Here is a 25,169-nt window from a genome sequence, read left to right as displayed (position 1 = left end):
TGAACAAACTAATACTCAATGTGATTTCAATCACAAACAGAAACTTTTATTAATGTTACATTACTATTATGAGAAACATTATCACTATAATAATAGGTAATAGCCTCAAAAAGGAGACTAACAATCATGAGTGAATTGATAAATAACCGTGAACAACACACAACTGACCATAATAGTAGTGATCGTTTAGAAAAGTTAAAACAAATTTTCAAAGATTTACAAGGCGGGAAAAATATTGAAGAGGTGAAAGCCTCATTTGACAAAGAAATTGGCAAAGTTTCAATTGAAGAAATGTCAAGATTACAGCATGACTTCAATGAAAACGGTGAAATGACGTTGGATGAAGTGAAGCGAATCTACTCCTTGCACACCGAAATATTAAAAGGGTCTGTCGAAGAAATTGATCTGCCCAAAAATCCAGAGGAAGAGCCAGGGCATCCTGTTCATACCTTCAAACTGGAAAATAGAGAAATTGCAAAGCTATTGGAAACGAAACTTCATGTCCATCTAGTTGAATTTGCGAAGGAAGACTCAGAAGAAAATGTTTACAAGCTAGTAGCCGATTGCAATTTACTGCTTGATATCGATAAGCATTATAGCCGTAAAGAAAATCTTATTTTCCCATATTTAGAAAAGTACGGTATCAATGGTCCAAGTACAAATATGTGGAGAATCGATGACTTCATCCGCGATGCAATCAAAGAGGCAAAACAAAAATTAACAAATTACACTGGCGATAAGCAAGCTGTTATTGATATTGTCAATTATTGCATCAAAGAAGTCAGCGATATGATTTACAGAGAAGAAAATATTCTTTTCCCAATGGCGTTGATGAATTTTACTGAAGATGAATGGGTCAAAATAGCTCACGAAAGTGATGAAGTCGGTTTTTGCTTAACAGAGCCTGCCGCTGAATGGAAGCCGGAACGAAAAGGTATCAGCGAAAATGCGATTTCCGAAGGCTTTATTAAAATGGAAACAGGAATTTTGTCTTTAAAACAATTAGAATTGTTGTTAAATTATTTGCCAGTTGACATTACATTTATTGACCAGGATGATGTGGTCCGTTATTTTTCACAAGGCAAAGAAAGAATCTTTGTAAGGACAAAGGCAGTCATTGGCCGTACCGTTCAAAACTGCCATCCACCAAGAAGTGTGCATGTTGTTGAAGAACTTCTTGCGGATTTCAAATCAGGCAAAAAAGACCATGAGGATTTCTGGATTAAGTTCCGTGACAAATACGTATATATTCGTTACTTTGCTGTTCGTGATGAAAACGGGGAATATGTCGGCACCCTTGAATTCACACAAGACATTGATCCAATTCAAGCGATTGAAGGGGAAAAGCGGATTTTGTTTTAAAAAGCAAATATTTCGGTTAAGACCAAATCATCTTCGATTTGGTCTTTTTTCAAATTAGGGGATAACCCCTATATTTTTTGTAAGCGCTATCAAATACAATTTGAATAGGTAGTTCACAATTTTGTAACAAAGGAGAGAAGTTTCATGTCTATAGAGAAAAAGCTGTTGGTTGACGCAAGAGGTGCATTTTGTCCAGGACCATTATTAGAGTTAATGAAAGCAGCAAAAGAGGCTGAAAGTGGAACTGTACTGGAATTATTAACAAATGAACAAGGTTCCCGAAAAGATGTCCCGGCATGGGCAAAAAAAATGGGACATAACTTTTTAGGGGAGGAGCCTGGCGAAGGGAATGCTTATAAGTTAATCATTAAATTGAAATGAATTCGGAGGGATTGGCATGAAGAAGTTTGTCATTATTGGCGGAGGAACGGCTGGAACAATGCTTGTCAATAAGTTGGCCAGAGGTCTTGCAAATGAAATTGCTGAAAAAGAAGTAAGCATTACCATCATCAGTGAAAAAGATTACCATGTATACCAACCTGGCTATTTGTATATTCCTTTTCATCTCAAGCAGCCTGAGGACTTAATCCGTCCAATCGAACAGGTTATTGATTCGAAGATCACTCTCATCATTGATAAGGCGACTGAAATCAATGATGCGGAGAAAACAGTGACCTTAAAGAAAGGCGCCACTCTGAGCTACGATTATTTAATTATTGCCACTGGCTCCCATCCGCAAAGTGTCGAGATTCCTGGCTTAGATGAGGCTGGACATATCTTCTATAATATGGATCGCGCCTTACAGCTACGTGAAGCAATGGACCGTTTTGAGGGTGGAAAAGTCGTTGTTGCCGTTGGATTGCCACATAAATGCCCAGTTGCACCACTTGAATTTACGATGATGTTTGAAGATTGGGCACGGCAAAAAGGAATTCGTGAGAAAACGGAGATTACGTATGCCTACCCATTAGCGGGACCATATGGAACAGCCTCTGTGGCTGAGCTTGCTGTAAAAGAATTCGGTGAGCGTGATATTGCAATTGAAACATTTTTCATGATAGACCATGTTGACGTAAAGAAGAAGGAAATTGTCAGTATGGATGGAACAAGACTGCCATTCGACTTATTAGTCGTTATTCCACCTCATAAAGGATCTGAGCTTGTTCGCGAAGCTGGATTGGGTGACAGCGGCGGCTGGCTTCCTGTTGATCGCCATAAATTAAACCTTGACAATAAAGAAGATATCTATGTAGTTGGTGACGCCACTAATCTACCAATTAGTAAAGCGGGGTCGACCGCTCACTTTGAATCCGAAATACTGGCAGAAAATTTAATTGAAAAAGTAAAAGGATTGCCTGGAAATCGCCGCTATAATGGTAAAGTTTTCTGTTTTATTGAAACAGGTTTAAATAAGGCAACTTATATTTCGTTTGATTACGAAAATCCACCAAAGCCGGTCACACCTTCGAAAATGGTGCATTATGCCAAAGCAGCTTATAACAGCGGTCATTGGGTAAATTTGAAAGGCATTATGTAAAAAAAGTGAGGTGATAAAAATGGTGGAGGGAACAAAAACTCCTATATCAGAACGCATCACGGAAGAGGTGCAAGATGAACTAATTGAGATGTTGCCTGTATTTTTAAGAACGATGAATTTACTAAAAATGGTCGGCGATACAATGACCGAAGAAACGATTGTATCCGTAACACAAAAAGCAGAGCGTTCAGCGGATTTATTAAACTTTCTCGGTGACGAGCGGCTTACAACCCTCTTGACGGCTTTAGTTGACAAATCTGAACAGCTTGCTGGTCTTTTGAATGTTATGGATCGGCTAAGTGTGCTGCAGAATAATGGTGCCCTTGATCGGTTGTTCGAACTTGCAGAAGGCGTCGGCGTTTTTACCGATGCGCTAACAGAGCCTACGGTCCAACATCTTGTAAATAAGACGGTGCCATTACTTGAATTAGGTGAAAGGGTGGCTTCTTCTCCAATCTTAAATAGTACAACGGCCATCTTAGGTGCTGTTGAAAAAACTGTCGAAGAGATGAAAACAGCTAGTCCACCAACGCTGTCTGTGATGAGATTACTAAAAGTAATGAAACAAAAAGAAATGCAGCAAGCACTGCACTTTGGGGTATCACTTATGAAAAACCTAAGTGATGTGAAATAAGCAGCTGCCTGTAACAAAGGTGGATTGATAAACGTGGAATTCGATATTGGCCTAGTTGTTGTTCTTTTTTTGATTGGTTTTTTAGGCTCCGCCATTTCCGGAATGGTCGGGATTGGCGGGTCGATTATTAAATACCCGATGCTTCTTTATTTACCGCCGCTTTTCGGTTATGCAGCCTTTACGGCACAGGAAGTATCGGCGATTAGTGCGGTCCAAGTATTTTTTGCAACATTGGCAGCGATGTTTGTTTTTAAAAAAGGCGGTTATATTCATAAGCAATTGGTTCTATATATGGGTGGAGCTATTATTATTGGTAGCTTTATCGGAGCCTATGGTTCCAAGTTTTTACCCAACAACGTCATCAATATCGTTTATGCCGTCCTTGCTCTAACCGCTGCGATTATGATGCTTTTTCCGAAAAAAGGGGACGAAAGAGGAGAAACAACAGAAGTTCCATTTCACAAAGGGCTGGCCATATTATCCTCCGGGGTCATTGGGATTGTTGCTGGAATTGTTGGGGCAGCCGGAGCCTTTATTACCGTTCCTGTTATGCTTGTACTTTTAAAAATTCCAACGAGGGTTGCCATCGGCTCATCACTTGCGATTACATTTTTCTCGTCGATAGGCTCAACAGTGGGCAAACTCCTTGGCGGTCATATGCTTCTAATGCCCTCTGTAGTAATGGTAGTTGCTAGTTTAATCGCCGCACCACTAGGGGCCAATGTTAGTAAAAAAATGAATACAAAAGCGCTTCAGAGCATTTTATTAGTGCTGATCATCGGTACAGTTGTAAAAATTTGGACGGAAATACTTTTTTAGGTTTAGGTGGTGTTAGGGTTATGAATATGGTACAACCGGTGAAAACGTTAAATTGCAAGGGTTATAAGTGCCCGCTCCCACAGGTCCAAGCGAAAGAGGCACTGGGTCAAATTGAGGATATGGAAATCATTGAAATTTTGACTACAGACGAAGATGCAGAAAAAGAATTAAGAAAATGGACGGGACAAACAGGAGATTATTATTGTTTCTCGGAAAAAAAAGAAAATCATGTTGCCCATTATATACAAAAATCCCCTAGTAAAAAAAGAATTATGGAAAAGACCTATTCAAAGGTCATAACCAATCAAGAACTGGAACAGAAGCTAGCACATTTGGAAACTTTCATTTTATTAGACGTAAGGGAAGAAATTGAATTCATTATTGGTCATATTCCGGTGGCGATTCATCTTCCGCTCGGTGAGATCAAAGATAACATTGATATGCTTGATAAAAATCAAACCTATTATATCATTTGCCGGACAGGCAACCGCAGCGATTTTGCCTGTCAATTGTTAGAACAACATGGATTTTTACATGTATTTAATGTCCTCCCGGGAATGTCAGAGTGGGTTGGAGAAATCGAAGATTAATATTTAAAAGGAAGTGTTATGCATGTCTGTAAATCCAATTACAGCTAAGGAAATTAATGATTATATAGTAGGGATTAAAGAATTATTTATCCTTGATGTTCGAAATGAGGATGATTTTAACGATTGGAAGATTGAAGGAAAGACGATTACGCACTTAAATATGCCTTATTATCTGCTGATTGATGACTTGAGTACGATTGTAGACAGATTACCGAAAGACCAACAAATTGCAGTTGTCTGTGCTAAAGAAGGCTCAGCAAAATATGTGGCAGAATTGCTGGATGAGAAAGGCTTTCATGTTGTTTTCCTTGAGGGCGGCATGAAATCATGGAGTGAATATATATACAAGACACAAGTTTATGAAGATGATCAGATGAAGATTTATCAGTTCATTCGTGTTGGCAAGGGCTGCTTATCCTATATGATCCTATCGGGTGGCCAAGCAATTGTCATCGAACCGCTTCGTTTTATTGACGTATATACTGAGTTAACGGAAAAAGAGGGCGTAAAAATCACTCATATTTTTGATTCCCATCTTCATGCCGACCATATATCCGGCGGATACGAGCTTGCAAAGAAGTGTCAGGCGAAATTTTATTTAATGAAAAGTGAAGGAGCAGTCTTTGAATTTGAGCATCTAGAAAACTATAACAAAATCGATGTCGGAAATGTGAGGATTGAAGTTTTAGCTGTAAAAACACCGGGACATACTCCAGGGAGTGTTTCTTTCCTTGTAAATGATAAAATCTTATTCTCTGGTGATACGATTTTTGTCAATGGTTTAGGGCGCCCTGACCTTGGAGGAAAAGTAAGAGAATGGGCTAAAGATTTGTATCATACTGTTTATGAAAAAGTATCGCAAATTGCGGATAGTGTCATTGTCCTACCAGCCCATTATGCTGATTTTTCTCTAGAAGTCAATGAGGAAGGATACATTGGTTGTACCCTAGGAAATATACGGAAGCAAAATGAAATCATGTCAGGGCAAACAGAGATGGAGTTTGTAGAACAAGTTGCTAAATCTGCTGTGACAACAACACCACCAAACTTTGAACATATTTTAGCAGTGAACAAAGGAATTTTAAAAGTAACCAAAGATCAAATTTCGGAATTTGAAATAGGGCCAAACCGTTGTGCTGTTCATCATGCCGGTTAGAGAAGTAGGAATCAGTGGGGGCTTTTTAAATGTCCTCACTGATTTTTTAAAAAATGAAAGAATATTCTAAAAACAATGTATTTTCGCACTGAATTTAACTATAATGGAAATAACTAGTATTTATAGGGTGGGGAGTATGTTGTTGGTGCAAAAACCGGAGGACATTTATTTCAAAAAGTTTTTTAATCATCTGCAAGATGGTATTATCATCATGAATAAACAACGTAAAATTCTACGAATGAATCCTTCAGCAAAGGTTTTAACGGGTTGGAATGCAGGCGATTATGTTCCATTTTGTAAATATTGCCAATCAAGGAAAATTAATTTACACGAGGAACGATGCTTATTGGTTGCCAAGCAGGAAGTGCCTTATTTTCTTTCCAATATGCCGACCTATCATGGCCGCGAAATTGAGGTAGAAATGAGCACTGCTTTAATTTTTGATGATGAGCAAACAGAAAATCAGGAAATTTTACTCGTTTTACGCGATCAGGAATCCAAACGGAAGGAAGAAGAAGCGCGCCTTTCAAAACTGATGATCAAGAAGCTGATTGAAGCTAAGGAAATGGAACATCAACGTTTGGCTCAAGAACTTCATGATGGGGTTGGGCAGTCGCTATTCTCTATTTCACTCGCATTAGAGGCAATCGAAGCCCATTTACGTGATAAAAAATTTTTGGATTATTTTCATGAAGTCAAACAAGAGTTGGACCGTGTGATATCAGATGTTAAGCGATATTCCCATCAATTGCGCCCGCAGAGCCTGGACCAATTGGGATTGGTGCCTGCCATTGAAGGACTACTTAAGTCATGGCAAGTATCTGTTCCGACTATTCTTTTTCAATTAGAAACGAATATTGATTTTCGCCTACCTCCATTAGTAAAAATTAACGTCTATCGTGTGATCCAAGAGGCCTTACATAATATTGTGAAATACGCAAAAGCGTCTAGAGTCGATATTAAACTTCTTTGTGAGGATGGGAACATAAGTTTAACGATTAAAGATAACGGCATTGGTTTTGACAAAAACTATGTCAGCGACGGCCTTGGCTTGAAGCATATGGAGGAAAGAATTCACCAATTGCACGGTTTTTTAACGCTTATTTCCAAACCTAATGAAGGTACAGTGATCAACACTTTTTTTCCTATTGAAAAGGATGGTGACCATGATCAAAGTCATGTTAGTTGACGACCATGCATTAATTCGAAAAGGAATCCGCTTATTACTGGAAACATTCCCTCATACAGAATTTCTTGGAGAAGCTGATGATGGTAGGGAAGCGATAGTTGTTGCCCAGCGCTTGAAGCCAGATGTTATTTTAATGGATTTATCAATGCCAAATGGCTTGGATGGCTTTTCAGCAACAAAGGAAATATATGAACAGCTGGCATCAACAAAAATTATTTTTTTAACGATGTATGATGAAGAAGCTTATGTTAAAAAAGCAATCGAAGTAAACGCCCATGGCTATTTGTTGAAGAAAAGCCAAGGTGGAGATTTATCCGAAGCACTCACATCCGTCTATAACGGAAAATATTATTATAAAACCTCTATCCCTGATGAACAAGTTAGAAAATGGCTGGAGGATAAAAAGAAATTAAATAAAATTTCAAGCTCCATCTTAACCGACCGTGAAAAAGAAATTGTCCGTTTAACAATGCTTGGCTTTACGAATAAAGAGATCAGCATTAAATTACATATCAGTCCAAAAACTGTGGAAAATCATAAAACAAGAATTATGCAAAAACTTAACTTAACGAACAAACATGAGTTGGTTAAATATGGGATTAACAATAAGTTCCTAGAGTTGATGGTATAGAACTAATTTCAAAGGCATATCGAATGCCTATTTTTTTTTGGAAACTGCAATATATTATAATTTTTTTATTAAATTATATTAATATAATGGTATAATACCTTACAAGAAACACTTCTTAAGAAAAGCAACTAATGTAAGGATGATTACAATGAAATATAGATCAGCGTTTGATATTATCGGGCCAATTATGATTGGCCCTTCAAGTTCACACACGGCAGGTGCTGCCCGAATTGGCCGTGTGGCAAGAACTTTATTTGATAATAAACCAAAGAGGGCTACGATTTATTTATTTGGCTCTTTTGCTAAAACTTATAAAGGTCATGGAACCGATGTAGCGATAGTTGGTGGATTGCTTGATTTTGATACAAATGATGAACGTATTCCTCATTCATTGACAATCGCTAAAATTGAGGGAATCGATATTGAATTTATCATCGAAAATACTATTGTAACTGATCACCCGAATACTGTGAAGATATGCTTAGAGAATGATGATAAAAAGCTTGAGCTTGTTGGGATATCTATTGGTGGCGGTGCGATTGAAATCATAGAGCTGAATTCATTTAAATTGAGGTTAACAGGAGAATGCCCGGCCATACTTGTAGTTCACCAAGACCAATTCGGTGTGATTACGGCTGTCACACGTGTACTCGCAGATTATCAATTAAATATTGGTCATATGGAGGTTACCCGACAGGATGTTGGGAAAATGGCAATGATGGTCATTGAAGTCGACCAAAAAATTGGTGAAGGAGTTATTCATGAAATTGAAAAACTGCCGAATGTAACGCAAGTCATTAAAATGGTGGATTAACATTCATTCTTGGAGGTGGAATATGTTCAGAAGTGTAGCAGAGCTTGTTGAACTTGCTGAAAGTAAACAAGTGAAAATAGCAGAAATTATGATTAAGCAAGAAGTAGAAGTTTCAGGCCTTACGAGAGATCAGGTTATCGATAAAATGGATCAAAACCTCACTGTCATGGAAGAAGCAATTACAAGGGGCTTAAATGGCGTAAAATCTTTTTCCGGACTCACCGGTGGAGATGCAGTGCTGCTGCAAAATTACATTAAAAGTGGAAAGGCATTATCAGGGACGGTTTTATTGGATGCTGTTAGTAAAGCAGTTGCAACAAATGAAGTGAATGCTGCGATGGGAATCATTTGTGCAACTCCAACTGCAGGGTCAGCGGGTGTTGTTCCGGGTACATTGTTTGCTGTGAAAGATAAATTACAACCAAGCCGACATGAAATGATTGAGTTTTTGTTCACAGCTGCAGCGTTTGGATTTGTCGTAGCAAATAATGCTTCTATTTCCGGCGCTGCTGGTGGGTGCCAAGCTGAAGTTGGTTCAGCGAGCGGCATGGCTGCGGCTGCCATTGTCGAACTGGCAGGGGGAACTCCTCGTCAGGCAGCGGAGGCGATGGCCATCACTTTAAAAAACATGCTCGGTCTAGTTTGTGACCCTGTCGCTGGTTTGGTTGAGGTACCTTGCGTGAAACGAAATGCTTTAGGAGCCGCAAATGCAATGACGGCGGCAGATATGGCTTTAGCGGGAATTAAAAGTAAAATTCCTTGTGATGAAGTCATCCAAGCGATGTACGTAATCGGACAATCAATGCCAAGTGCTTTAAGGGAAACAGCAGAAGGCGGCTTAGCAGCAACACCAACGGGAAAACGGCTTGAAAGAGAAATTTTTAAACGATAAAATGATTTGTGTGGTTGAGCATTGTCCGCACTTGCGAAAACCTTACCACGGGATATGATGAATATTCGCTTTTCTTATCAATGTATGGTACTATTTGTCATGATGTAATGACCTATTACTGTAATTGGTGGTACTTCCAATGAATGGTATTAACCAAGAAAGCTAAAGCGAGGAGAATGGACGATGGAAAAAATTGAAGTAGGCGAAGTTTTTACAATTAGTGATGAAAATGATAAAGAAGATGATGTTGAGGTGCTTGCAACGGTAGATATTGATGGTGTTCAATATATTGCCGTATGCTTCGTTGAGGATGTTCAAGAAGAAAGTGTTGATGATATCGATCTTTTCTTCTTAAAAGTTGACGAAGATGGGGACTTATCAGCATTAGAAAGCGATGAGGAATTTGATAAAGTTTCTGCCGCTTTTGATGAAATTTTTGATGAGACAAGCGAGGAAGAATAAGCCTGGCCTCTATAGTACAGAAATACAAATAGCATAAATTTGGAGTCCGAATCAAGCTCTCATTCGGACTCCTTTTTCAAATTTTTCAGCACACCCGTCCGAATTAAGGTTACCTTCGAGATCTTTATTCCCTACCCACTATTTTATGCATCATTCATTTACGCATAATCCTCAAAAGACATCCATAATCTACATGCTCTCCAAAAAATCATAATTTCCTTTTCTTAGCATTGGTACCACATTATATATATCTGGTTGCAAGGCATAATAAATGGATTGTTTGTAATCCAGTGAATGAAGCAATCTTCCGGTTTGTGAAGAAAGAAAATACTGAAACAACATATCCTCGTTCAATTGTTCGTAAAAATGACAAGCCAATGTTGCAGAGTCCGTTAACTCAAGTGTTTCATTAGTATTTTCTTGTAATTTTTTTATAAAATATCCTGCGCCTATGAAATCTTCCATGGAAAACTGTCCACTATTTCCCGCGCATACGAGGACGATGGTATGGTTCTGATAGGTTTCGGTTTGTGTGATATACCTCGCGACAGAAGTCCCATTTAACAAAGATGCAGCATATACAAAAGGTGCTTGACGCGATTTACTTAAAGCGACTGTACCGTTTGTTGTTGATAAAATGACTGTTTTATCTTCAATACCGGCTAGCTTTAATTCAATAGGGCAAGGAAATACAAAATTTTCAACAGCGTAGCCATTTAGTTCCCCTGCCAAAATAAATGAATCCTTTGGCAATGATTTGCTAACCGCTATTGCTTCCTCAACATTCATGACGGGGATTACCCTTTTTGCCCCATGCTGTAATAAAGAAGTAATCGTTGTTGTTGCTAATAAAACGTCGAAGACAACGACAACACAGTTCGTTAATTTTAATGGATCAATCATTTCTTTTTGCATTAAAACATGAATTTTTGGCATGGTTATTCCTTTCTTGACTCTTCAGAAAATTTTTTAAATAAAAAAACAAACGTTTAGTCAAATTTTGGTCATGTACTTGCATATATATCTTAATAAATATCTTAGTACATACATAAAGATATTTACAAAGCCTGGAATATATAATCTATTTCTGTTTCTTCTTTAATAATTCATACGTCGGGGGGATTTCATATGCGTGAAGTTATGATTGTCGAAGCTGTCCGTACACCAGTAGGAAAACGAAAAGGCATGTTAAGAAATGAACGGCCTGATGACCTTCTCGCAAAGGTTTTAACTGAAATAGTCAATAGAGCTGGCATTTCATCAAGTCTAATTGAGGATGTCATCATGGGGTGTGTTACCCAGATTGGAGAGCAGGGAGTTAATATTGCTCGTACTGCTGCGTTGATGGCAGGATTCCCAATTCATGTCCCAGGCACTACGATCGATCGCCAGTGTGGTTCAAGTCAACAAGCGGTTCACTTTGCTTCACAGGCGATTCTTTGTGGTGATATGGATATTGTTATCGCCGGCGGGGTGGAAAGTATGACCCGGGTTCCAATGTTGTCCAACTGGCAAGGAACAGAGTGGAGCAAAAACCTTACATCTAAACATGAAATCATTCATCAAGGATTATCAGCTGAGCGTATTTCCAAAATATGGGGGATTACTCGTAGGCAGGCCGATGAATTTTCATTAGAAAGCCACAAAAAAGCGATTATAGCACAAGATGAAGGAAGATTTAAAAAAGAAATTATGCCAATTGAGGTTACTTTAGATGATGGAACAAAGATGGTCGTTAGCGATGATGAAGGTCCACGAAGGGAAACAACAATTGAAAAACTTGAAAAGTTAAAACCGGCTTTTGATGAAAATGGCATTATCCACGCTGGCAACTCAAGTCAAATGAGCGATGGTGCAGCAGCACTGCTTCTCATGTCAAAAGAAAAAGCACTTGAGCTTGGTCTTAAACCACGCTTTAAAGTGACCGCCCGCTCAGTTGTTGGATCAGATCCTACCTTAATGCTGACCGGACCAATTGAGGCAACGAAACTAGTACTAAAAAAAGCGAAAATGAACGTTTCCGATATTGATATTTTTGAAGTAAACGAGGCATTTGCCCCTGTTCCAATGTGTTGGCTGGAGGAGATTAAAGCAGACCCTGCAAAACTAAATCCAAATGGCGGCGCCATTGCTCTTGGTCATCCGTTGGGAGCCAGCGGTGCACGTGTCATGATCACGCTTATTCACGAGCTTGAAAGAACAGGTGCACAGTTTGGACTTCAAGCGATTTGTGAAGGAAATGGGATGGCAAACGCAACCATTATAGAAAGATTAAATTAATTAGGGGAGGAAGTAATATATGAATATTAAAGAATGTGTAGCAGTTGTCACAGGAGGCAGCTCCGGATTAGGTGAAGCAACAGTCACAAGAATTGTTGAGAACGGCGGAAAAGCAATCATTTTGGATTTATCTGAGGAAAGAGGAGCAGCAATTGTTGAGAAATTTGGCTCAGATAACGTCTTGTTTACAAGAGCAGATGTATCAAATGAAGCAGAGGTTAAAGCTACTTTAAATCAAGGGATTGAAAAGTTTGGCCATATTAACATTGTTGTTAATTGTGCAGGGATCGGTCCTGCGAAAAAGGTCTTAGGAAAAGACGGCGTTCATGAGCTTGAGGGATTTAACAAGATAATTCAAGTTAACTTAGTCGGAACGTTTAATGTTATTCGTTTAGCAGCTGAAAAAATGGTTACTAACGAACCTAATGTCGTTGGTGAAAGAGGGGTCATTATCAATACTGCTTCTGTCGCTGCATTTGAGGGCCAAATTGGGCAAGCGGCCTATAGTGCATCAAAAGGTGGAGTAGTCGGTATGACATTGCCAATTGCTAGGGAACTCGCAAGGTATGGTATTAGAGTAATGACAATTGCCCCAGGGCTAATTGAAACACCTTTATTCCAAACGCTTCCGGAAAAAGCACGCGAATCACTAGGGGCTATGGTACCATTCCCATCCCGCCTTGGCTTTCCGTCCGAATATGCAATGCTGGTGACTAGTATTATAGAAAATCCGTTGTTAAATGGAGAAACCATTCGTTTAGATGGCGCGATTCGAATGCAGCCAAAGTAATACTAAAACGTAATTGAAGATAGATTGAGTGATAAATAGCTTCTAAAAAAAATGAAGGTGGGGAAAAAATCAAATGAGCAAACTGGTGCACCTTGAAATAGTAGATGGAATTGCAACGGTAACAATTGATAATCCGCCCATGAACGTTTTAAGCAGTCAAGTTACGAAACAGCTAAAGGAAACGATTTCTTATATTAAGGATGATTCAGAAGTTATCGTCGTGATTGTTACTGGAGCAGGAGACAGAGCCTTCATGGCCGGTGCAGATATAAAGGAATTTCCGGGCTGGACTGATTTGAATAAAGATGATTTGAGAAACATTGCGAAAGCTAATCATGAGGTTTTTAATCTAATAGATGAATTGCCAAAGCCTACGATTGCGATGTTAAATGGCTTCTCCTTAGGTGGTGGTTGTGAATTGGCATTAGCCTGTGATATCCGTATTGCGGAAGAGCATGCGCAGCTTGGTTTACCGGAAGTTAAATTAGGCTTATTCCCTGGAGCAGGTGGAACACAAAGGCTGCCGAGATTAATCGGCGAGGCAAAAGCGAAAGAATTAATGTTCCTAGGTGACTCGATTACAGCTAGTGAAGCGTTAAGCATTGGCTTAGTCAACCAAGTGGTCCCAAAGGGAGAGGGAATGGAAGCGGCCGTATCAATGGCAAAAAAAATGTCCAATCTTTCTTTACAAGCATTGAGTCGCATTAAGAAAGCCGTCAATAATGGCGCGGATCAGTCGTTACATTCCGCTTTGGAGCTTGAAGTTGACCTTTTCGTAGATTTATTTGGCACGGAAGATGTCAAGGAGGGTATCCAGGCGTTTATTCAAAAACGGAAAGCAAAGTTTTCGCACCGTTAATTTTTTAAAAAATAAAAATACAATATGGAGGTATAGCGATGTTATTTGAAAAGAGTGCAAGAGTAAAAGAATTAGAGGAAAGAGTTACCGCATTTATGAATGAGGTCGTTTATCCAAATGAAGCAGTTTATGAGGAACAGCTTAAATCAGGAAACACGAGATGGGAAATTCCGCCGATCATGGAAGAAATGAAGCAGCAAGCCCGAGAAGCTGGTTTGTGGAATCTATTCTTGCAAAAGAGCAGACACGGGGCTGGATTAACCAACCTTGAATATGCGCCGTTAAAAGAAATTATGGGCCGCTCCTTAATTGGTCCGGAAGTGTTTAATTGCTCGGCACCTGATACAGGAAATATGGAATTACTCGAGCAATATGCTACAGAAGAACAGAAGCAAAAATGGCTTGTTCCACTCTTAAATGGTGAAATTCGCTCTTCCTATGTCATGACTGAACCAAATGTTGCTTCTTCAGATGCGACGAATATTTCGACGCGGATTGAAAGAGACGGAGACGAATACGTAATCAATGGGGAAAAGTGGTGGATTTCCGGCATCCTTGACCCACGATGCAAGATCCTGATTCTAATGGGGAAAAGCAATCCAAACGCGGAAAGACATAAACAGCAGTCTATGATTCTTATTCCAATGGGAACACCAGGAGTCGAGATTAAGAGAATTCTTCCGGTATACGGCTATGATGATGCACCGCATGGGCATGCAATCGTTGAATTTAAAGATGTACGAGTTCTAGCTTCCAACATGATTCTTGGGGAAGGAAGAGGTTTTGAAATTGCCCAGGGGCGTCTTGGACCAGGTCGTATCCATCATTGCATGCGCCTCATTGGAATGGCGGAACGCGCCTTGGAATTAATGTGCGAGCGTGCAAAAAGCCGAGTTGCATTTGGAAAGTCGATTTCTGAACAAGGTGTAATCCGTAGCTGGATTGCTGATTCTCGAATTGAAATTGATCAAGCTCGCTTACTAACATTAAATGCCGCCCATAAAATGGATACAGTTGGTAACAAAGTAGCTAGAAAAGAGATTGCTATGATTAAGGTTATTGTGCCAAATATGGCTTTAAAAGTAATCGACCGAGCGATCCAAGTTCATGGTGCAGGAGGGGTTAGCGATGTCTTCCCATTAGCGCAAATTTGGGCTCATGCACGTACTCTTCGACTTGCCGACGGTCCAGATGAAGTTCATCAAGAGGCTGTAGCTAAATTAGAATTGAGGAGATTCGAATAAAGAAGGAAATTTCTCTTTGAATAAACGGCAGATACGGCAGGATCTATCTGCCCTCCTATATTTAATAAGGGTATTGAAAAATTAAAACCATGGAGTGAACGTAAGATGGAAGCATCAAATAAAGTGAATGTTTTTAAGCAAATTATGGGTGCATATCCTACCGGCGTTACGATTGTCACGACTATGAATGATCAGGGAACCCCTGCAGGACTTACCGTTAATTCTTTTGCTTCTGTTTCTCTTGACCCTCTACTTGTCCTTTGGTGTATTGATAAAAGAGTTTCTACATTCGATACTTTTATGAAAGCCCCCAAATTTGCCGTCCATACATTAGCAGCGGATCAAGTTGATGCATGTTGGGCATTTGCCGGCAAGGTCCAAGACCGCTTTTCAAAGGTTACTTGGCAGACCTCACAAAATGGGTTGCCGATTATTTCAGACTCACTTGGGATATTAGAATGCAACATAATTCAACGAATGGACGCTGGAGATCATGTCATCCTGTTAGGTGAAGTGATGGAATTAACTAAAAATGACAAGGAACCACTGCTTTATTTCAATCAGAATATCGGAAAAATCCCTACGGATTGGCCAAATTAATCAAAGGAGTTGGGGTAAATGAAGATAGTAGGAATATCTGGGACAATCACAGGCTCCAAGACTTTAGTCGTTGTTAATAAAGTCTTAGAGGAAATAAAAAAAATGAATCCAGAAGTAGAAGTAGAATTATTGGATTTGAAGCAATATAATGTCCAGTTTTGTGATGGACGTCCACCTTCCGACTATACGGGGGACACCAAAAAAGTGATTGATATAATTTCTGCAGCGGATAGCTATATTATCGGAACTCCAATTTTTCAAGGTTCCTTCACTGGTGCCCTTAAAAACGTCATTGATTTAGTGCCTCCATCAGAATTTAATCATAAAGTAATTGGTTTTATCGCAACAGGTGGAAATCATCAGCATTACCTTGTCATTGAAAATCAACTAAAACCTATTGCAGGGTATTTGAATACTTATGTTGCTCCAAGTTTTGTATTTGCTCATAATGATCATTTTAATTCCCAGAATGAAATCAGTGATCCAAAACTATTAAAACAAATTAAACTGTTCTCTCAGGAACTAGTTTTTATGCAGAATAATTTAATTACGAAAGCAGTTGATAAGCTATGAGTATATTATCAACCTTAAAATACATTATGAAGTTCATATCATTGACTTTAATCAAGACATCTATGATCAGCAAATTCAAATTAAGGTTTGCTTCTATTTAAGAGAAGAAATTTCATTCCAGAGTATATCTCAATTGGTCTACCAAATTAAAAATGATGTTGCGAACGCCAAATTCAGATTTAACTTTGGTAGTTTAAAGGATTATCCAGTTCCACAAAATAGTTCTACAAAATAATTATTTGAATATTTTTAATATGTAATCGAAATATCTAGTGCAACTTGTTAAAATTTAATCAAACAACCGTTAGTTTTTAATCGAAAAGAATAAAGCCGTGAAAAATTAGGAGGTTATAACAATGCCGTATGTTGAAGTGGAAAAAGGGGTTCGTTATTACTACGAAGATCGTGGTCAGGGAGTACCAATCGTGTTTGTCCATGGATGGGGCATGAATCGAATGGTTTGGGAAAGACAGGCTGTGGATTTGAGTGAAAATTTCAGGGTTATTACAATTGACTGCAGGGGCTGCGGACATTCAGACAAACCAGCTCATGGATATGAAATCTCAAAGCTCGCTGATGATGTTCATCAAGTGATTAAAGAGTTAAATTTACAGGAAGTAACGCTTGTCGGTTGGTCAGCTGGTGGGTCCGTTGTCATCGATTATGTTACTCGTTATCGGGGCGGTGAGGTCATTAAAGCAGTATCGGTTGGAGGCGCAGTTCCACGCTATACGTCTACCGAAGGATTTGACCTAGGGTTTCCGCAGGAGGCTGTTCAACAAACATTAGCTGCCATGCGCGCAAATCGTCCAGCTTTATTAAGAGCCATTGCTGACGGGTGCTTCCATCAAGATGTTGGCCAACCGATGAAAGATTGGTTTTTCAATATATTTTTGGAACAAAGTTGGTTCACGGAAAAGACGATGGAAGACTTAGGAAAAATTGATTTGCGCGGAAAATTAGCCGAAATTCAGGTTCCGGTTGCCTTTTTCCACGGTCAACATGATGGTGTTGTCCCACTTTCCTTATCTGAATATAGTGCAAAGGTAGTTCCAGATGCTAAATTAGTAGTATTTGAAAACAGCTCCCATGCACCGTTTATTGAAGAAATTGACCGCTTCCATGAGGAACTAATTTCCTTTATTCAATCTTAAAAAATACTAGATAGTGAGAAAAAGGGGGGACCTTTATGGGTAAAGTGCTAGATATTAGTGGGAACGTCATCGTAATTACGGGTGGCAGTCGCGGTCTTGGAGCAGAGATGGCTCGGGAATTTGCTGCAAGTGGTGCCGACATTGTGTTGGCAAGTCGGAATAAAGAAGCTTGTGAAAAGATTGCTAATGAAGTGCGCCGATTTGGCAGAAGAGCACTATCCGTATCATGCGATGTGGCGAACCTAGCAGATATTAAAAATCTTTTTGCGGCAACATTAGAGGAATTTGGCAGAATAGATGTATTGGTTAATAACGCCGGAGCCAATGTCACAAAACCAGCCGTTGAAGTAACGGAAGAAGACTGGGATATGATCAATGATGTGAATATCAAAGGGTTATTTTTCAGTTGCCAAGAAGCGGCCAAGATTATGATTGGGCAAAAATCCGGAAAAATCATTAATATTTCTTCCGTAGGCGGGGTTAAACCATATAAAAGAATCGCTCCGTATACAGCAACAAAAGCAGCTGTTATTCACTTAACGAAATCACTGGCCGCCGAATGGGCAAGACACAATATTCATGTGAACTCGATAGCTCCAGGGCTCATTAGCACAGAGATCAATCAATCAGAAATGGAAAACAAAGAATGGCTTGAAAGAGCAGTTAAAGCTATACCGCTTAGAAGATTAGGAGAACCAAAGGACATTTCGCAAATTGCTCTATATTTAGCTTCAGATGCGGCAGATTATATCACGGGGCAAACATTTTTCATTGATGGCGGCACATTATCAGAATAATTTACTACAAAATATGCATAGAAAGAAGGGGAAAGAAATGCAAAAGCCTCTTGAATCAATTCGAGTACTTGATCTTACCCGCTTATTACCAGGCCCATATTGTACGATGCTACTGGCGGACTTTGGCGCTGAGGTCATCAAGATTGAAGAACCCAATCTGGGTGACTATGCTAGATGGGAAGAGCCTAAAGTTGGCAAGGACAGCGCGATTTTCTCTTCGTTAAATCGAAATAAAAAAAGCGTTACCCTGAACTTAAAATCCGAAAAAGGGAAAGAAATATTTGTAGAGTTGGTGAAGACAGCCGATGTCGTTGTTGAATCCTTTCGGCCGGGGGTCATGGATCGATTAGGGCTGGGCTACGAAAAATTAAAAGACCTTAATCCTAAGTTAATTTATTGCGCTATTACCGGTTATGGCCAAACAGGACCGTATGCTCATTTACCCGGACATGATATTAATTATTTAAGTTATGCTGGTGTACTGGATTTAAATGGCGAAAGAAAGCAAACACCAGTTGTCCCTCCCATTCAGATAGCTGATATAGGTGGAGGATCTTTAATGGCAGTTATTGGGATCCTAATGGCGGTCATTTCTAGAAAAAATACAGGTAAAGGGCAGTTTGTAGATATTTCGATGTTAGATGGCGTAGTATCCTGGTTACAAACGCTTCTACCAAATTACTTAGTGAATCACGAATCACCTATTCGTGGCGAGTTGGCATTATCAGGTGAAAAAGCGGCCTACGGAGTCTATGAAACGAAAGATCAACGTTATATATCTGTTGGGGCTTTAGAGGCAAAGTTTTGGGAAGCGTTTTGTAATGCCATAGGAAGAGAGGACTTTATTTCTCTTCTTGATGCACCTCCAGGGAAACAAGATGTCATAAAAATAGAAATAGCAAATATCATGAAAAAGGAAACTTTAAGACAATGGTTGGAAATATTTAAGAACTATGAAACATGCGTTTCCCCAGTATTAACCATTGAAGAAATGACTAAAAACCCACAAATTCTAGCCCGTCAGATGGTCCAACAGTGTCCAGACATGGTTGAGGGAGGAATGGGGCACATTGGAATTCCAATTAAGCTTTCCGAAACACCTGGATCCATTTATTCTAAAGCTCCTGAATTAGGGGAACATAATCATGAAATATTGGCGGAGTTGGGATTATCTGGAGAAGAAAGTGAGTCCCAGCAATCAATAAAAAAATAAAACAAAAGTTTGAATACTTAGCATAATTCGTTATTGAAGACAATAGAATAAAACAAATGCTTGTTTGAAAAAATATAGCCCATTTCTGCAACGAACATACCTCTATTCTTATTACTGATTCCTTAATACCAAATAAGTTAAAAAGGTAAGATTTTTTAACACTACCTCGATAGACATCTTGCAAAGAAAATTAAAATCTTCCCTTTCATTAATGAAGGGAGTGGTAATAGTAGTTTAATATTTCATAATTTTAATAGACTAAAAAGTAAAGTTACTTAAATTGGAGGAGTATAAGTGCGGATTAAAGATCAAGTTGCAATTGTAACTGGAGCTGGATCAGGTATAGGGAAAGAAACAGCAATCCGTTTTGGTCGTGAAGGTGCAAAGGTACTTTGTTTTGATATAAAAGGGCAAGAAGAAACAGCAAGTCAAAGCAATGACCCGGCAAGTGGCGATGGAATATGCTTCTGATAATGTTCAAGTTAATGCTGTATCACCGGGAATTATCCAAACACCAATTTTAGGTGATACCACTCCAGAGATGACAAGAATTTTTTCTGCGGCGACCCCTGCCGGGCGTTTAGGAAAACCAGAGGAAATTTCCAACTTAATCCTCTTTTTTGCCTCAGATGAAGCAGACTTTGTAACTGGTCAGGTATGGAAAGTTGATGGAGGATGGGGATCTCAGTAATTGATCTCGATTAAAGGTAAGCACTATTTACACTATTAGTAAAACAAACGTTTGATATATAAAATGGTTTGTAAACGTTTGCAATCGTACTTTTCTTTTGCAGATTCATTAATTCATATAAAACTATTAAAGGAGTGTTTTAACTATGAAAATGGGACTATTTTATGTAAACGAGTGTCATGATCAGAACTATGAGCGTGCTTATGGAGAGATGTTAGAACAAATTCAATATGGTGAAGAGCTTGGCTTTGAATCCGTATGGTTGGCTGAACACCACTTTAGTGCATATGGTACAATGCCATCTCCTCAGGTGGCAGCTGCAGCCATCTCGCAAATTACAGAAAAAATGGATATTGGTTTGGGTGTAAGCATCCTTAATTTCGATAATCCAGTTCGTATTGCAGAAGACTATGCGATGGTCGATCAATTAAGTAAAGGTCGCTTAAAATTCGGAGCTGGCCGCGGTTACCAGCCAAGTGAGGCAAAAGGTCTTAATATCAGTCTTGAAAGGACAAGAGAAAGATATTGGGAGTACGTTGAGATTATCCAAGGTCTCTGGAACAATGACACATTCAGTTACAATGGTGAATTCTATCAATTTGAAAACTTGAGATTAGTTCCAAAACCAGTTCAAAAGCGCATTCCATTCTATCATGCTTGTATCAGTCCTGAATCTTTTGATCTTGTAGTCGAAAAAGGCTGCTCAGAATTTATGGTAACACCTACGTTAATGGTGATGGATGATGTGCTTGCATATACGAAACGTACAAGAGAACGTTTATTACAAAAAGGAATTAATCCTTCCATCCATATGAACTTGCAAATGAATATTGCCGACAGTACAGACCAGGCAATTAAAAATGTAGAAACTGAGATGAAACGATATTTTGAAATGGTATTAAAATTAATTCCGGGTGCTAAAGGAACACAAGCTCCTGCAACATATGAGCGTTTTGCTGAAGTAGCGAGCGAATTTGATGGCCCACTAAATGTTGGCGCGTTAAATGACTCCGGCGTTGCCTTATTGGCTGATTCTAAAGAAGCGGTAACACGCCTTGAGGCTGTTGAAAATGCCGGCGTTACTAGTATGTCATGCTGGTTCCGTATGGGTGACATGGAGCACCGCAAAGTTATGAAAGCAATGAAACGTTTTGCAGATGAAGTAATGCCTTACTTTAAGTCACCAGTGAATAAAGTGAATGCTTAATACTTTTTAAAACTATTAAAAATAAGGAGTGGATTAGCATGCAAAATACATCTGCTAAAACATTAGAACAAAGAATTGCAGAATTAGAGGCTCGTGAAGAAATTAAGGCTATTATCGCCAACTATAATCATGGGGTCGATAAACTTGATGAAGAATTGTTTATGAGCCTTTGGGAAGAAGATGCGGTATGGGATATCGGTGACCCATGGGGATTATGTGTAAACAAGCAGGAAATTTTAGAAAAAATTACAGCCATTTGGGAAGGCCTTCCTGAAACACATCATTATGGGATGAATGAGGTAATTACAGTTGACATAGAAAATGGCACAGCAACATGCGTTTCAGATGTTGACTGCACGGCAACAAATGTAAACGGTGTACCGCTTGTGATTGCCGCTTCAAATTGGGATAAATATACAAATAAATCTGGGAAATGGCGTTTCGCTGAACGCAAAATTAAAATCCATTACATGACTCCAGTATTAGAGCCATGGTCCGATCAACCAGAATCAAGAATTAATCCAGGACTATAATAACTTTTACAGAAACAGGGTAAATAACAATCATTTACCCTGTTTCTTCAATCAGTAATAATTTTGCAAACTATTTATTTTCTATTTTTATTAAGGAGTGATCAAATGAAAGCGGAAGAAAAATTGGCCATTCATGAAGTATTAAACAAAGCTGCATATGGTTATGACCAACGTGAAGTAGAAATGCTTGCAGATTGCTTTGCAGAAGATGCTGTCATGACGATGCGTGTTGCCGGAGGAGAATTACTCGGTCCCTATGAAGGTTCAAATGCAATCATGGGATTAATGACTCGTTCGATGGAACGGCAAACAGATAAGCGTCTTCATGAAATTTCTAATATCTTTTTTGAAGCAGAGGATGAAGAATCAGCCACAGTCCTATCAAGTTTAGTCTTATTCGCAACGGAGAACGGAAAAGCAAATCTATTATCTACTGGAATCTATCGAGATGAGGTTGTAAAGGTTGGTTCCTTCTGGAAAATAAAAAAACGACATTTAGACCTAGAACTACCTTTCTAATACCAATCATATTGGCTTAAGGAGGCAATCAAGTATATGGTGAATATTGGTCAGATTCCTGCTAAATATGCAAGACTTGATCCAAAGCGGCCAGCACTTATAGACATCCAAATAATCGCCGTATGAATTATGGAGAACTAGATGAGCGAGTAAGTCGATTGGCCAACGGATATATCGACAATTTGGGTCTGCAAAAGGGGGATCGGGTTGCTGTTTTATCGAAGAACAGTATTGAATTTATTGAAAATTATTTTGCCTGTGCCCGAACAGGATTGATTATCCAACCGCTTAATTGGAGATTAAGTACCCCGGAATTAACACGGATTCTCTCAGATGGAAAACCTTCCGTATTCGTTAATTCAATTGAATTCAGTGAAGTAGCCAAAGAACTTCAACGTGAATTAGATATCAATCATTGGCTTAAATACGGTGACCACAGTGACAGTACCTATGAAGATCTAATTTCAGCTGCGTTAGATGACGAGCCTCATTTATCTGCACAAGTCGGTGACGACGACCCTATGCTTATTCTATATACAGGTGGCACGACAGGAGAATCAAAGGGAGCGTTACATACGCATAAAGGATTTTACGCAGGTATGTTAAACCAGATAACGTTCAGCTTTTTTTATACAATGCTGCTTTATGGAATGCCCATCGTATCCACTTTGATTACCCATATGCAGCCGAAGTTGAGGAATACCCGGGATTGGTTATTGCTGGACCATTATTAGGAGATTGGCTTAATCAATCTGTAACCGAGTGGGTAGGGGAAGATGGCCAGTTAACCTCGATAGAGTACTCCAATCGAAAGGCTGCATACATCGGAGAAACATTGAGGTCCGGTGGAAAAGTAGTTTCGTGTAACTATGAGCTGGGGGAAGTGAAGATTGAAGTTTATATTAAAAATGAAAATGATGAAATCATCACCCCCGGTGTTGCTCTGGCACGTTTTTATCAAAAATAAATTATGAAGGAGGGAAGTAGATGGGGACACTACGAGGAAAAGTAGCCATTGTAGGTGCAGCGGATACTAAGGTTGGCGTTGTTCCGAATATGGGAGCGACCCAGCTTTGTGTAGATGCAGCCATACGTGCACTTCAAGATGCAGGTATTACAAAGGATAAAATCGACGGCCTGATTACTTGTAATTCAATGGCAGAGCCCATTATGTATCACGCGGAAGCAATAGCTGAATATATGCAAATTTCCCCACGCTATTGCTATAGTGTTGGCACGGGTGGTGGTACAACTTTTTCAGTTCTTCACCATGCTGCGTCAGCAATAATGTCCGGCATGTGTGATACAGTTCTGATTACGATGGCTGACAGTTTAAAAAGTGGTCTTACAGCTGAACAAGCAATGGCAACACAAGTTTCGGCGTGCCACGGCCAGTTCGAATTACCATATGGTCCTTCTGTACCATCCCTTTATGCGCTTATTGCCAGAGCGCATATGGAAAAGTACGGTACAACATTTGAGCAGTTTGCGGCTATTGCTGTTGCATCCCGCAAGCATGCTAGTCTAAATCCAAACGCGCAAATGCAGAAGCTAATAACGGTCGAGGATGTTGTTAATTCCAGAATGATCGCCGACCCTCTGCATTTACTAGATTGCTCCTTAATATCAGATGGTGGGGCTGCAATTATTGTTACATCTGCTGAACGTGCTCGTGATTTTCCTAACCAGCCAGTTTATCTTCTTGGAGTCGGTGAAGGGCATAATCACGAACATATCAGCCAGGCTAGAAACTTAACCACTTCTGCAGCTGTTGAATCGGGAAAGCGTGCGTTTGAAATGGCCGGTTTAGGTCCGGAGGATATGGATTTTGCCGAGCTTTATGATTGTTTCACCCCTACTGTTTTAATCGAACTAGAAGATCTTGGCTTTTGCAAAAAAGGAGAAGGCGGAGCTTTCGTTGAAAGTGGTGCGATTGAATTAGGAGGGAAACTTCCTATTAATACCCACGGCGGCCTCCTTTCCCATTGTCATCCCGGAAATCCTGGATCGATGTTTTCTTTAACAGAGGCTGTTTTACAACTTCGCCGTCAAGCGGGAAAACGACAGGTTGCAAATGCTGAAGTGGCGCTTGTACATGGGCAAGGTGGCATCATGTCAAGCCATACTACTCTTATACTAGGCCGTGAACAAATCTAGTACCATGTTTTTATAGGAAAAAGGAGAGGTTTTTTGTGCGAGGTCATTGTTATGATTGATCATTCAGGAAAATTTTTTCCTCACCCAACGGTAGAAACAGCTCCATATTGGGAGGGCTGTCGAAATCATAAATTGTTGATACAACAATGCAAAGACTGTGGGCACTCTCAGTTTTACCCAAGAATTATTTGTACAAATTGTATGAGTGACAATGTAGATTGGGTCCCTGCATCAGGAAAAGGAAAGGTTATAAGCTATACGATTATGCACCGTGCTATTACGAAAGCATATCTTGCGGAAGCACCTTATGTGATTGCCTTAATTGAACTAAATGAGGGGCCGACGATGATGAGCAATGTTGTTCAATGTGACCCCGAAAGTGTATCGATTGGAATGGATGTGGAAGTTACTTTTGAAGATTGGTCTGAGGAGATTTCTGTACCAAAGTTTCGACTACTGGAATGAT

32 protein-coding genes are annotated in these 25,169 nt (G+C 39.4%); 31 read left to right on the top strand and 1 reads right to left on the bottom strand.

Translation table 11 applies throughout. From position 1 onward, the window contains the following. Positions 1–126 precede the first annotated feature (126 nt). The 12 genes from ACNQFZ_RS01065 (at position 127) to ACNQFZ_RS01010 (ending at position 10,086) form a co-directional block, all read left to right on the top strand. The gene (locus ACNQFZ_RS01065; RefSeq protein WP_458413518.1) at positions 127–1,362 is read left to right on the top strand and encodes a DUF438 domain-containing protein; all 1,236 of its coding nucleotides are present in this window, start codon (positions 127–129) and stop codon (positions 1,360–1,362) included. A gap of 144 nt (positions 1,363–1,506) precedes the next feature. Then, positions 1,507–1,743 carry a sulfurtransferase TusA family protein gene (locus ACNQFZ_RS01060; RefSeq protein ID WP_458413517.1) on the top strand — a complete coding sequence of 79 codons (237 nt, stop codon included), beginning with the start codon at positions 1,507–1,509 and terminating at the stop codon, positions 1,741–1,743. A gap of 16 nt (positions 1,744–1,759) precedes the next feature. Continuing rightward, positions 1,760–2,899, top strand: coding sequence for an NAD(P)/FAD-dependent oxidoreductase (locus tag ACNQFZ_RS01055; RefSeq protein ID WP_458413516.1), 1,140 nt, complete (start codon positions 1,760–1,762; stop codon positions 2,897–2,899). A 19-nt stretch (positions 2,900–2,918) separates the two neighbouring features. Further along, positions 2,919–3,533 (top strand): hypothetical protein, encoded by a 615-nt coding sequence (locus ACNQFZ_RS01050; RefSeq protein ID WP_458413515.1) that lies wholly within the window; start codon positions 2,919–2,921, stop codon positions 3,531–3,533. 33 nt (positions 3,534–3,566) lie between these two features. Beyond that, positions 3,567–4,352, top strand: coding sequence for a sulfite exporter TauE/SafE family protein (locus tag ACNQFZ_RS01045; protein WP_458413514.1), 786 nt, complete (start codon positions 3,567–3,569; stop codon positions 4,350–4,352). A 20-nt stretch (positions 4,353–4,372) separates the two neighbouring features. After that, the gene (locus ACNQFZ_RS01040; protein WP_458413513.1) at positions 4,373–4,942 is read left to right on the top strand and encodes a rhodanese-like domain-containing protein; all 570 of its coding nucleotides are present in this window, start codon (positions 4,373–4,375) and stop codon (positions 4,940–4,942) included. A 22-nt stretch (positions 4,943–4,964) separates the two neighbouring features. Beyond that, positions 4,965–6,098: an MBL fold metallo-hydrolase gene (locus ACNQFZ_RS01035; RefSeq protein WP_458413512.1), complete on the top strand. Its 1,134-nt coding sequence runs from the start codon at positions 4,965–4,967 to the stop codon at positions 6,096–6,098. Between the two features lie 136 nt (positions 6,099–6,234). Further along, complete coding sequence (locus ACNQFZ_RS01030) at positions 6,235–7,287, top strand: histidine kinase (RefSeq protein ID WP_458413511.1); 1,053 nt, start codon at positions 6,235–6,237, stop codon at positions 7,285–7,287. Continuing rightward, on the top strand, positions 7,265–7,918 hold the full coding sequence (locus ACNQFZ_RS01025; RefSeq protein ID WP_458413510.1) for a response regulator: 654 nt from the start codon (positions 7,265–7,267) through the stop codon (positions 7,916–7,918). Before ACNQFZ_RS01030 ends, ACNQFZ_RS01025 begins: the two co-directional genes overlap by 23 nt. A gap of 148 nt (positions 7,919–8,066) precedes the next feature. Beyond that, positions 8,067–8,732: an L-serine ammonia-lyase, iron-sulfur-dependent subunit beta gene (gene sdaAB / locus ACNQFZ_RS01020; RefSeq protein WP_458413509.1), complete on the top strand. Its 666-nt coding sequence runs from the start codon at positions 8,067–8,069 to the stop codon at positions 8,730–8,732. Between the two features lie 22 nt (positions 8,733–8,754). Beyond that, entirely contained in the window at positions 8,755–9,624 is an 870-nt protein-coding gene (gene sdaAA, locus ACNQFZ_RS01015; RefSeq protein WP_458413508.1) for an L-serine ammonia-lyase, iron-sulfur-dependent, subunit alpha, read from the top strand. A gap of 183 nt (positions 9,625–9,807) precedes the next feature. Then, positions 9,808–10,086 carry a DUF1292 domain-containing protein gene (locus ACNQFZ_RS01010; RefSeq protein WP_458413507.1) on the top strand — a complete coding sequence of 93 codons (279 nt, stop codon included), beginning with the start codon at positions 9,808–9,810 and terminating at the stop codon, positions 10,084–10,086. A 189-nt stretch (positions 10,087–10,275) separates the two neighbouring features. Here the strand turns inward: ACNQFZ_RS01010 and ACNQFZ_RS01005 are convergent, their stop codons facing one another. Then, a complete protein-coding gene (locus ACNQFZ_RS01005; RefSeq protein ID WP_458413506.1) occupies positions 10,276–11,022 on the bottom strand; it encodes a 2-phosphosulfolactate phosphatase in 747 nt (248 codons plus the stop codon). A 192-nt stretch (positions 11,023–11,214) separates the two neighbouring features. On the opposite strand from ACNQFZ_RS01005, the gene ACNQFZ_RS01000 reads away from it, so the two are divergent. The 19 genes from ACNQFZ_RS01000 to ACNQFZ_RS00910 all read left to right on the top strand — a co-directional run bounded on the left by ACNQFZ_RS01000 (position 11,215) and on the right by ACNQFZ_RS00910 (position 25,168). After that, complete coding sequence (locus ACNQFZ_RS01000; RefSeq protein ID WP_458413505.1) at positions 11,215–12,366, top strand: thiolase family protein; 1,152 nt, start codon at positions 11,215–11,217, stop codon at positions 12,364–12,366. A 19-nt stretch (positions 12,367–12,385) separates the two neighbouring features. Beyond that, complete coding sequence (locus tag ACNQFZ_RS00995) at positions 12,386–13,156, top strand: 3-hydroxyacyl-CoA dehydrogenase (RefSeq protein WP_458413504.1); 771 nt, start codon at positions 12,386–12,388, stop codon at positions 13,154–13,156. A 73-nt stretch (positions 13,157–13,229) separates the two neighbouring features. Then, entirely contained in the window at positions 13,230–14,015 is a 786-nt protein-coding gene (locus ACNQFZ_RS00990) for an enoyl-CoA hydratase (protein ID WP_458413503.1), read from the top strand. Positions 14,016–14,053: 38 nt separating this feature from the next. Next, positions 14,054–15,259: an acyl-CoA dehydrogenase family protein gene (locus ACNQFZ_RS00985; RefSeq protein ID WP_458413502.1), complete on the top strand. Its 1,206-nt coding sequence runs from the start codon at positions 14,054–14,056 to the stop codon at positions 15,257–15,259. A 105-nt stretch (positions 15,260–15,364) separates the two neighbouring features. Beyond that, positions 15,365–15,859, top strand: a complete 495-nt coding sequence (locus ACNQFZ_RS00980) for a flavin reductase family protein (RefSeq protein WP_458413501.1) — start codon at positions 15,365–15,367, stop codon at positions 15,857–15,859. 18 nt (positions 15,860–15,877) lie between these two features. Continuing rightward, positions 15,878–16,432 (top strand): NADPH-dependent FMN reductase, encoded by a 555-nt coding sequence (locus ACNQFZ_RS00975; RefSeq protein WP_458413500.1) that lies wholly within the window; start codon positions 15,878–15,880, stop codon positions 16,430–16,432. Then, positions 16,419–16,667 carry a riboflavin kinase gene (locus ACNQFZ_RS00970; protein ID WP_458413499.1) on the top strand — a complete coding sequence of 83 codons (249 nt, stop codon included), beginning with the start codon at positions 16,419–16,421 and terminating at the stop codon, positions 16,665–16,667. The genes ACNQFZ_RS00975 and ACNQFZ_RS00970 overlap by 14 nt, the downstream gene beginning before the upstream one ends. Before the next feature lie 121 nt (positions 16,668–16,788). Beyond that, the gene (locus tag ACNQFZ_RS00965; protein ID WP_458413498.1) at positions 16,789–17,586 is read left to right on the top strand and encodes an alpha/beta fold hydrolase; all 798 of its coding nucleotides are present in this window, start codon (positions 16,789–16,791) and stop codon (positions 17,584–17,586) included. A gap of 35 nt (positions 17,587–17,621) precedes the next feature. After that, entirely contained in the window at positions 17,622–18,383 is a 762-nt protein-coding gene (locus ACNQFZ_RS00960) for an SDR family NAD(P)-dependent oxidoreductase (protein ID WP_458413497.1), read from the top strand. A gap of 37 nt (positions 18,384–18,420) precedes the next feature. Continuing rightward, positions 18,421–19,596 carry a CaiB/BaiF CoA transferase family protein gene (locus ACNQFZ_RS00955; protein WP_458413496.1) on the top strand — a complete coding sequence of 392 codons (1,176 nt, stop codon included), beginning with the start codon at positions 18,421–18,423 and terminating at the stop codon, positions 19,594–19,596. A gap of 294 nt (positions 19,597–19,890) precedes the next feature. Continuing rightward, the gene (locus ACNQFZ_RS00950; RefSeq protein ID WP_458413495.1) at positions 19,891–20,067 is read left to right on the top strand and encodes an SDR family NAD(P)-dependent oxidoreductase; all 177 of its coding nucleotides are present in this window, start codon (positions 19,891–19,893) and stop codon (positions 20,065–20,067) included. Beyond that, positions 20,033–20,287: an SDR family NAD(P)-dependent oxidoreductase gene (locus tag ACNQFZ_RS00945; protein WP_458413494.1), complete on the top strand. Its 255-nt coding sequence runs from the start codon at positions 20,033–20,035 to the stop codon at positions 20,285–20,287. Before ACNQFZ_RS00950 ends, ACNQFZ_RS00945 begins: the two co-directional genes overlap by 35 nt. Positions 20,288–20,432: 145 nt before the next feature. After that, positions 20,433–21,494: an LLM class flavin-dependent oxidoreductase gene (locus ACNQFZ_RS00940; protein WP_458413493.1), complete on the top strand. Its 1,062-nt coding sequence runs from the start codon at positions 20,433–20,435 to the stop codon at positions 21,492–21,494. Positions 21,495–21,532: 38 nt separating this feature from the next. Continuing rightward, on the top strand, positions 21,533–22,027 hold the full coding sequence (locus tag ACNQFZ_RS00935; protein WP_458413492.1) for a nuclear transport factor 2 family protein: 495 nt from the start codon (positions 21,533–21,535) through the stop codon (positions 22,025–22,027). Between the two features lie 105 nt (positions 22,028–22,132). Then, positions 22,133–22,546, top strand: coding sequence for a nuclear transport factor 2 family protein (locus tag ACNQFZ_RS00930; protein WP_458413491.1), 414 nt, complete (start codon positions 22,133–22,135; stop codon positions 22,544–22,546). A gap of 158 nt (positions 22,547–22,704) precedes the next feature. Next, a complete protein-coding gene (locus tag ACNQFZ_RS00925; RefSeq protein ID WP_458413490.1) occupies positions 22,705–23,280 on the top strand; it encodes an AMP-binding protein in 576 nt (191 codons plus the stop codon). Next, positions 23,256–23,513 carry a hypothetical protein gene (locus ACNQFZ_RS00920; protein ID WP_458413489.1) on the top strand — a complete coding sequence of 86 codons (258 nt, stop codon included), beginning with the start codon at positions 23,256–23,258 and terminating at the stop codon, positions 23,511–23,513. The genes ACNQFZ_RS00925 and ACNQFZ_RS00920 overlap by 25 nt, the downstream gene beginning before the upstream one ends. A gap of 20 nt (positions 23,514–23,533) precedes the next feature. Then, complete coding sequence (locus tag ACNQFZ_RS00915; RefSeq protein ID WP_458413488.1) at positions 23,534–24,703, top strand: thiolase C-terminal domain-containing protein; 1,170 nt, start codon at positions 23,534–23,536, stop codon at positions 24,701–24,703. 33 nt (positions 24,704–24,736) lie between these two features. After that, on the top strand, positions 24,737–25,168 hold the full coding sequence (locus tag ACNQFZ_RS00910; protein ID WP_458413487.1) for a Zn-ribbon domain-containing OB-fold protein: 432 nt from the start codon (positions 24,737–24,739) through the stop codon (positions 25,166–25,168). Position 25,169 lies beyond the last annotated feature (1 nt).

It is taken from the genome of Schinkia acidoalkalinis (genome assembly GCF_054301215.1).
The sequence above is the reverse complement of the archived record's forward strand: the minus strand, read 5'-3'. Positions and strand labels throughout refer to the sequence as shown.

Coding starts and splice junctions, on each gene's coding strand:
- ACNQFZ_RS01065 (WP_458413518.1), top strand. CDS start 127: ATGAGTGAATTGATAAATAACCGTGAACAACACACAACTGACCATAAT.
- ACNQFZ_RS01060 (WP_458413517.1), top strand. CDS start 1,507: ATGTCTATAGAGAAAAAGCTGTTGGTTGACGCAAGAGGTGCATTTTGT.
- ACNQFZ_RS01055 (WP_458413516.1), top strand. CDS start 1,760: ATGAAGAAGTTTGTCATTATTGGCGGAGGAACGGCTGGAACAATGCTT.
- ACNQFZ_RS01050 (WP_458413515.1), top strand. CDS start 2,919: ATGGTGGAGGGAACAAAAACTCCTATATCAGAACGCATCACGGAAGAG.
- ACNQFZ_RS01040 (WP_458413513.1), top strand. CDS start 4,373: ATGAATATGGTACAACCGGTGAAAACGTTAAATTGCAAGGGTTATAAG.
- ACNQFZ_RS01035 (WP_458413512.1), top strand. CDS start 4,965: ATGTCTGTAAATCCAATTACAGCTAAGGAAATTAATGATTATATAGTA.
- ACNQFZ_RS01030 (WP_458413511.1), top strand. CDS start 6,235: ATGTTGTTGGTGCAAAAACCGGAGGACATTTATTTCAAAAAGTTTTTT.
- ACNQFZ_RS01025 (WP_458413510.1), top strand. CDS start 7,265: ATGATCAAAGTCATGTTAGTTGACGACCATGCATTAATTCGAAAAGGA.
- sdaAB (WP_458413509.1), top strand. CDS start 8,067: ATGAAATATAGATCAGCGTTTGATATTATCGGGCCAATTATGATTGGC.
- sdaAA (WP_458413508.1), top strand. CDS start 8,755: ATGTTCAGAAGTGTAGCAGAGCTTGTTGAACTTGCTGAAAGTAAACAA.
- ACNQFZ_RS01010 (WP_458413507.1), top strand. CDS start 9,808: ATGGAAAAAATTGAAGTAGGCGAAGTTTTTACAATTAGTGATGAAAAT.
- ACNQFZ_RS01005 (WP_458413506.1), bottom strand. CDS start 11,022: ATGCCAAAAATTCATGTTTTAATGCAAAAAGAAATGATTGATCCATTA.
- ACNQFZ_RS01000 (WP_458413505.1), top strand. CDS start 11,215: ATGCGTGAAGTTATGATTGTCGAAGCTGTCCGTACACCAGTAGGAAAA.
- ACNQFZ_RS00995 (WP_458413504.1), top strand. CDS start 12,386: ATGAATATTAAAGAATGTGTAGCAGTTGTCACAGGAGGCAGCTCCGGA.
- ACNQFZ_RS00990 (WP_458413503.1), top strand. CDS start 13,230: ATGAGCAAACTGGTGCACCTTGAAATAGTAGATGGAATTGCAACGGTA.
- ACNQFZ_RS00985 (WP_458413502.1), top strand. CDS start 14,054: ATGTTATTTGAAAAGAGTGCAAGAGTAAAAGAATTAGAGGAAAGAGTT.
- ACNQFZ_RS00980 (WP_458413501.1), top strand. CDS start 15,365: ATGGAAGCATCAAATAAAGTGAATGTTTTTAAGCAAATTATGGGTGCA.
- ACNQFZ_RS00975 (WP_458413500.1), top strand. CDS start 15,878: ATGAAGATAGTAGGAATATCTGGGACAATCACAGGCTCCAAGACTTTA.
- ACNQFZ_RS00965 (WP_458413498.1), top strand. CDS start 16,789: ATGCCGTATGTTGAAGTGGAAAAAGGGGTTCGTTATTACTACGAAGAT.
- ACNQFZ_RS00960 (WP_458413497.1), top strand. CDS start 17,622: ATGGGTAAAGTGCTAGATATTAGTGGGAACGTCATCGTAATTACGGGT.
- ACNQFZ_RS00955 (WP_458413496.1), top strand. CDS start 18,421: ATGCAAAAGCCTCTTGAATCAATTCGAGTACTTGATCTTACCCGCTTA.
- ACNQFZ_RS00945 (WP_458413494.1), top strand. CDS start 20,033: ATGACCCGGCAAGTGGCGATGGAATATGCTTCTGATAATGTTCAAGTT.
- ACNQFZ_RS00940 (WP_458413493.1), top strand. CDS start 20,433: ATGAAAATGGGACTATTTTATGTAAACGAGTGTCATGATCAGAACTAT.
- ACNQFZ_RS00935 (WP_458413492.1), top strand. CDS start 21,533: ATGCAAAATACATCTGCTAAAACATTAGAACAAAGAATTGCAGAATTA.
- ACNQFZ_RS00930 (WP_458413491.1), top strand. CDS start 22,133: ATGAAAGCGGAAGAAAAATTGGCCATTCATGAAGTATTAAACAAAGCT.
- ACNQFZ_RS00915 (WP_458413488.1), top strand. CDS start 23,534: ATGGGGACACTACGAGGAAAAGTAGCCATTGTAGGTGCAGCGGATACT.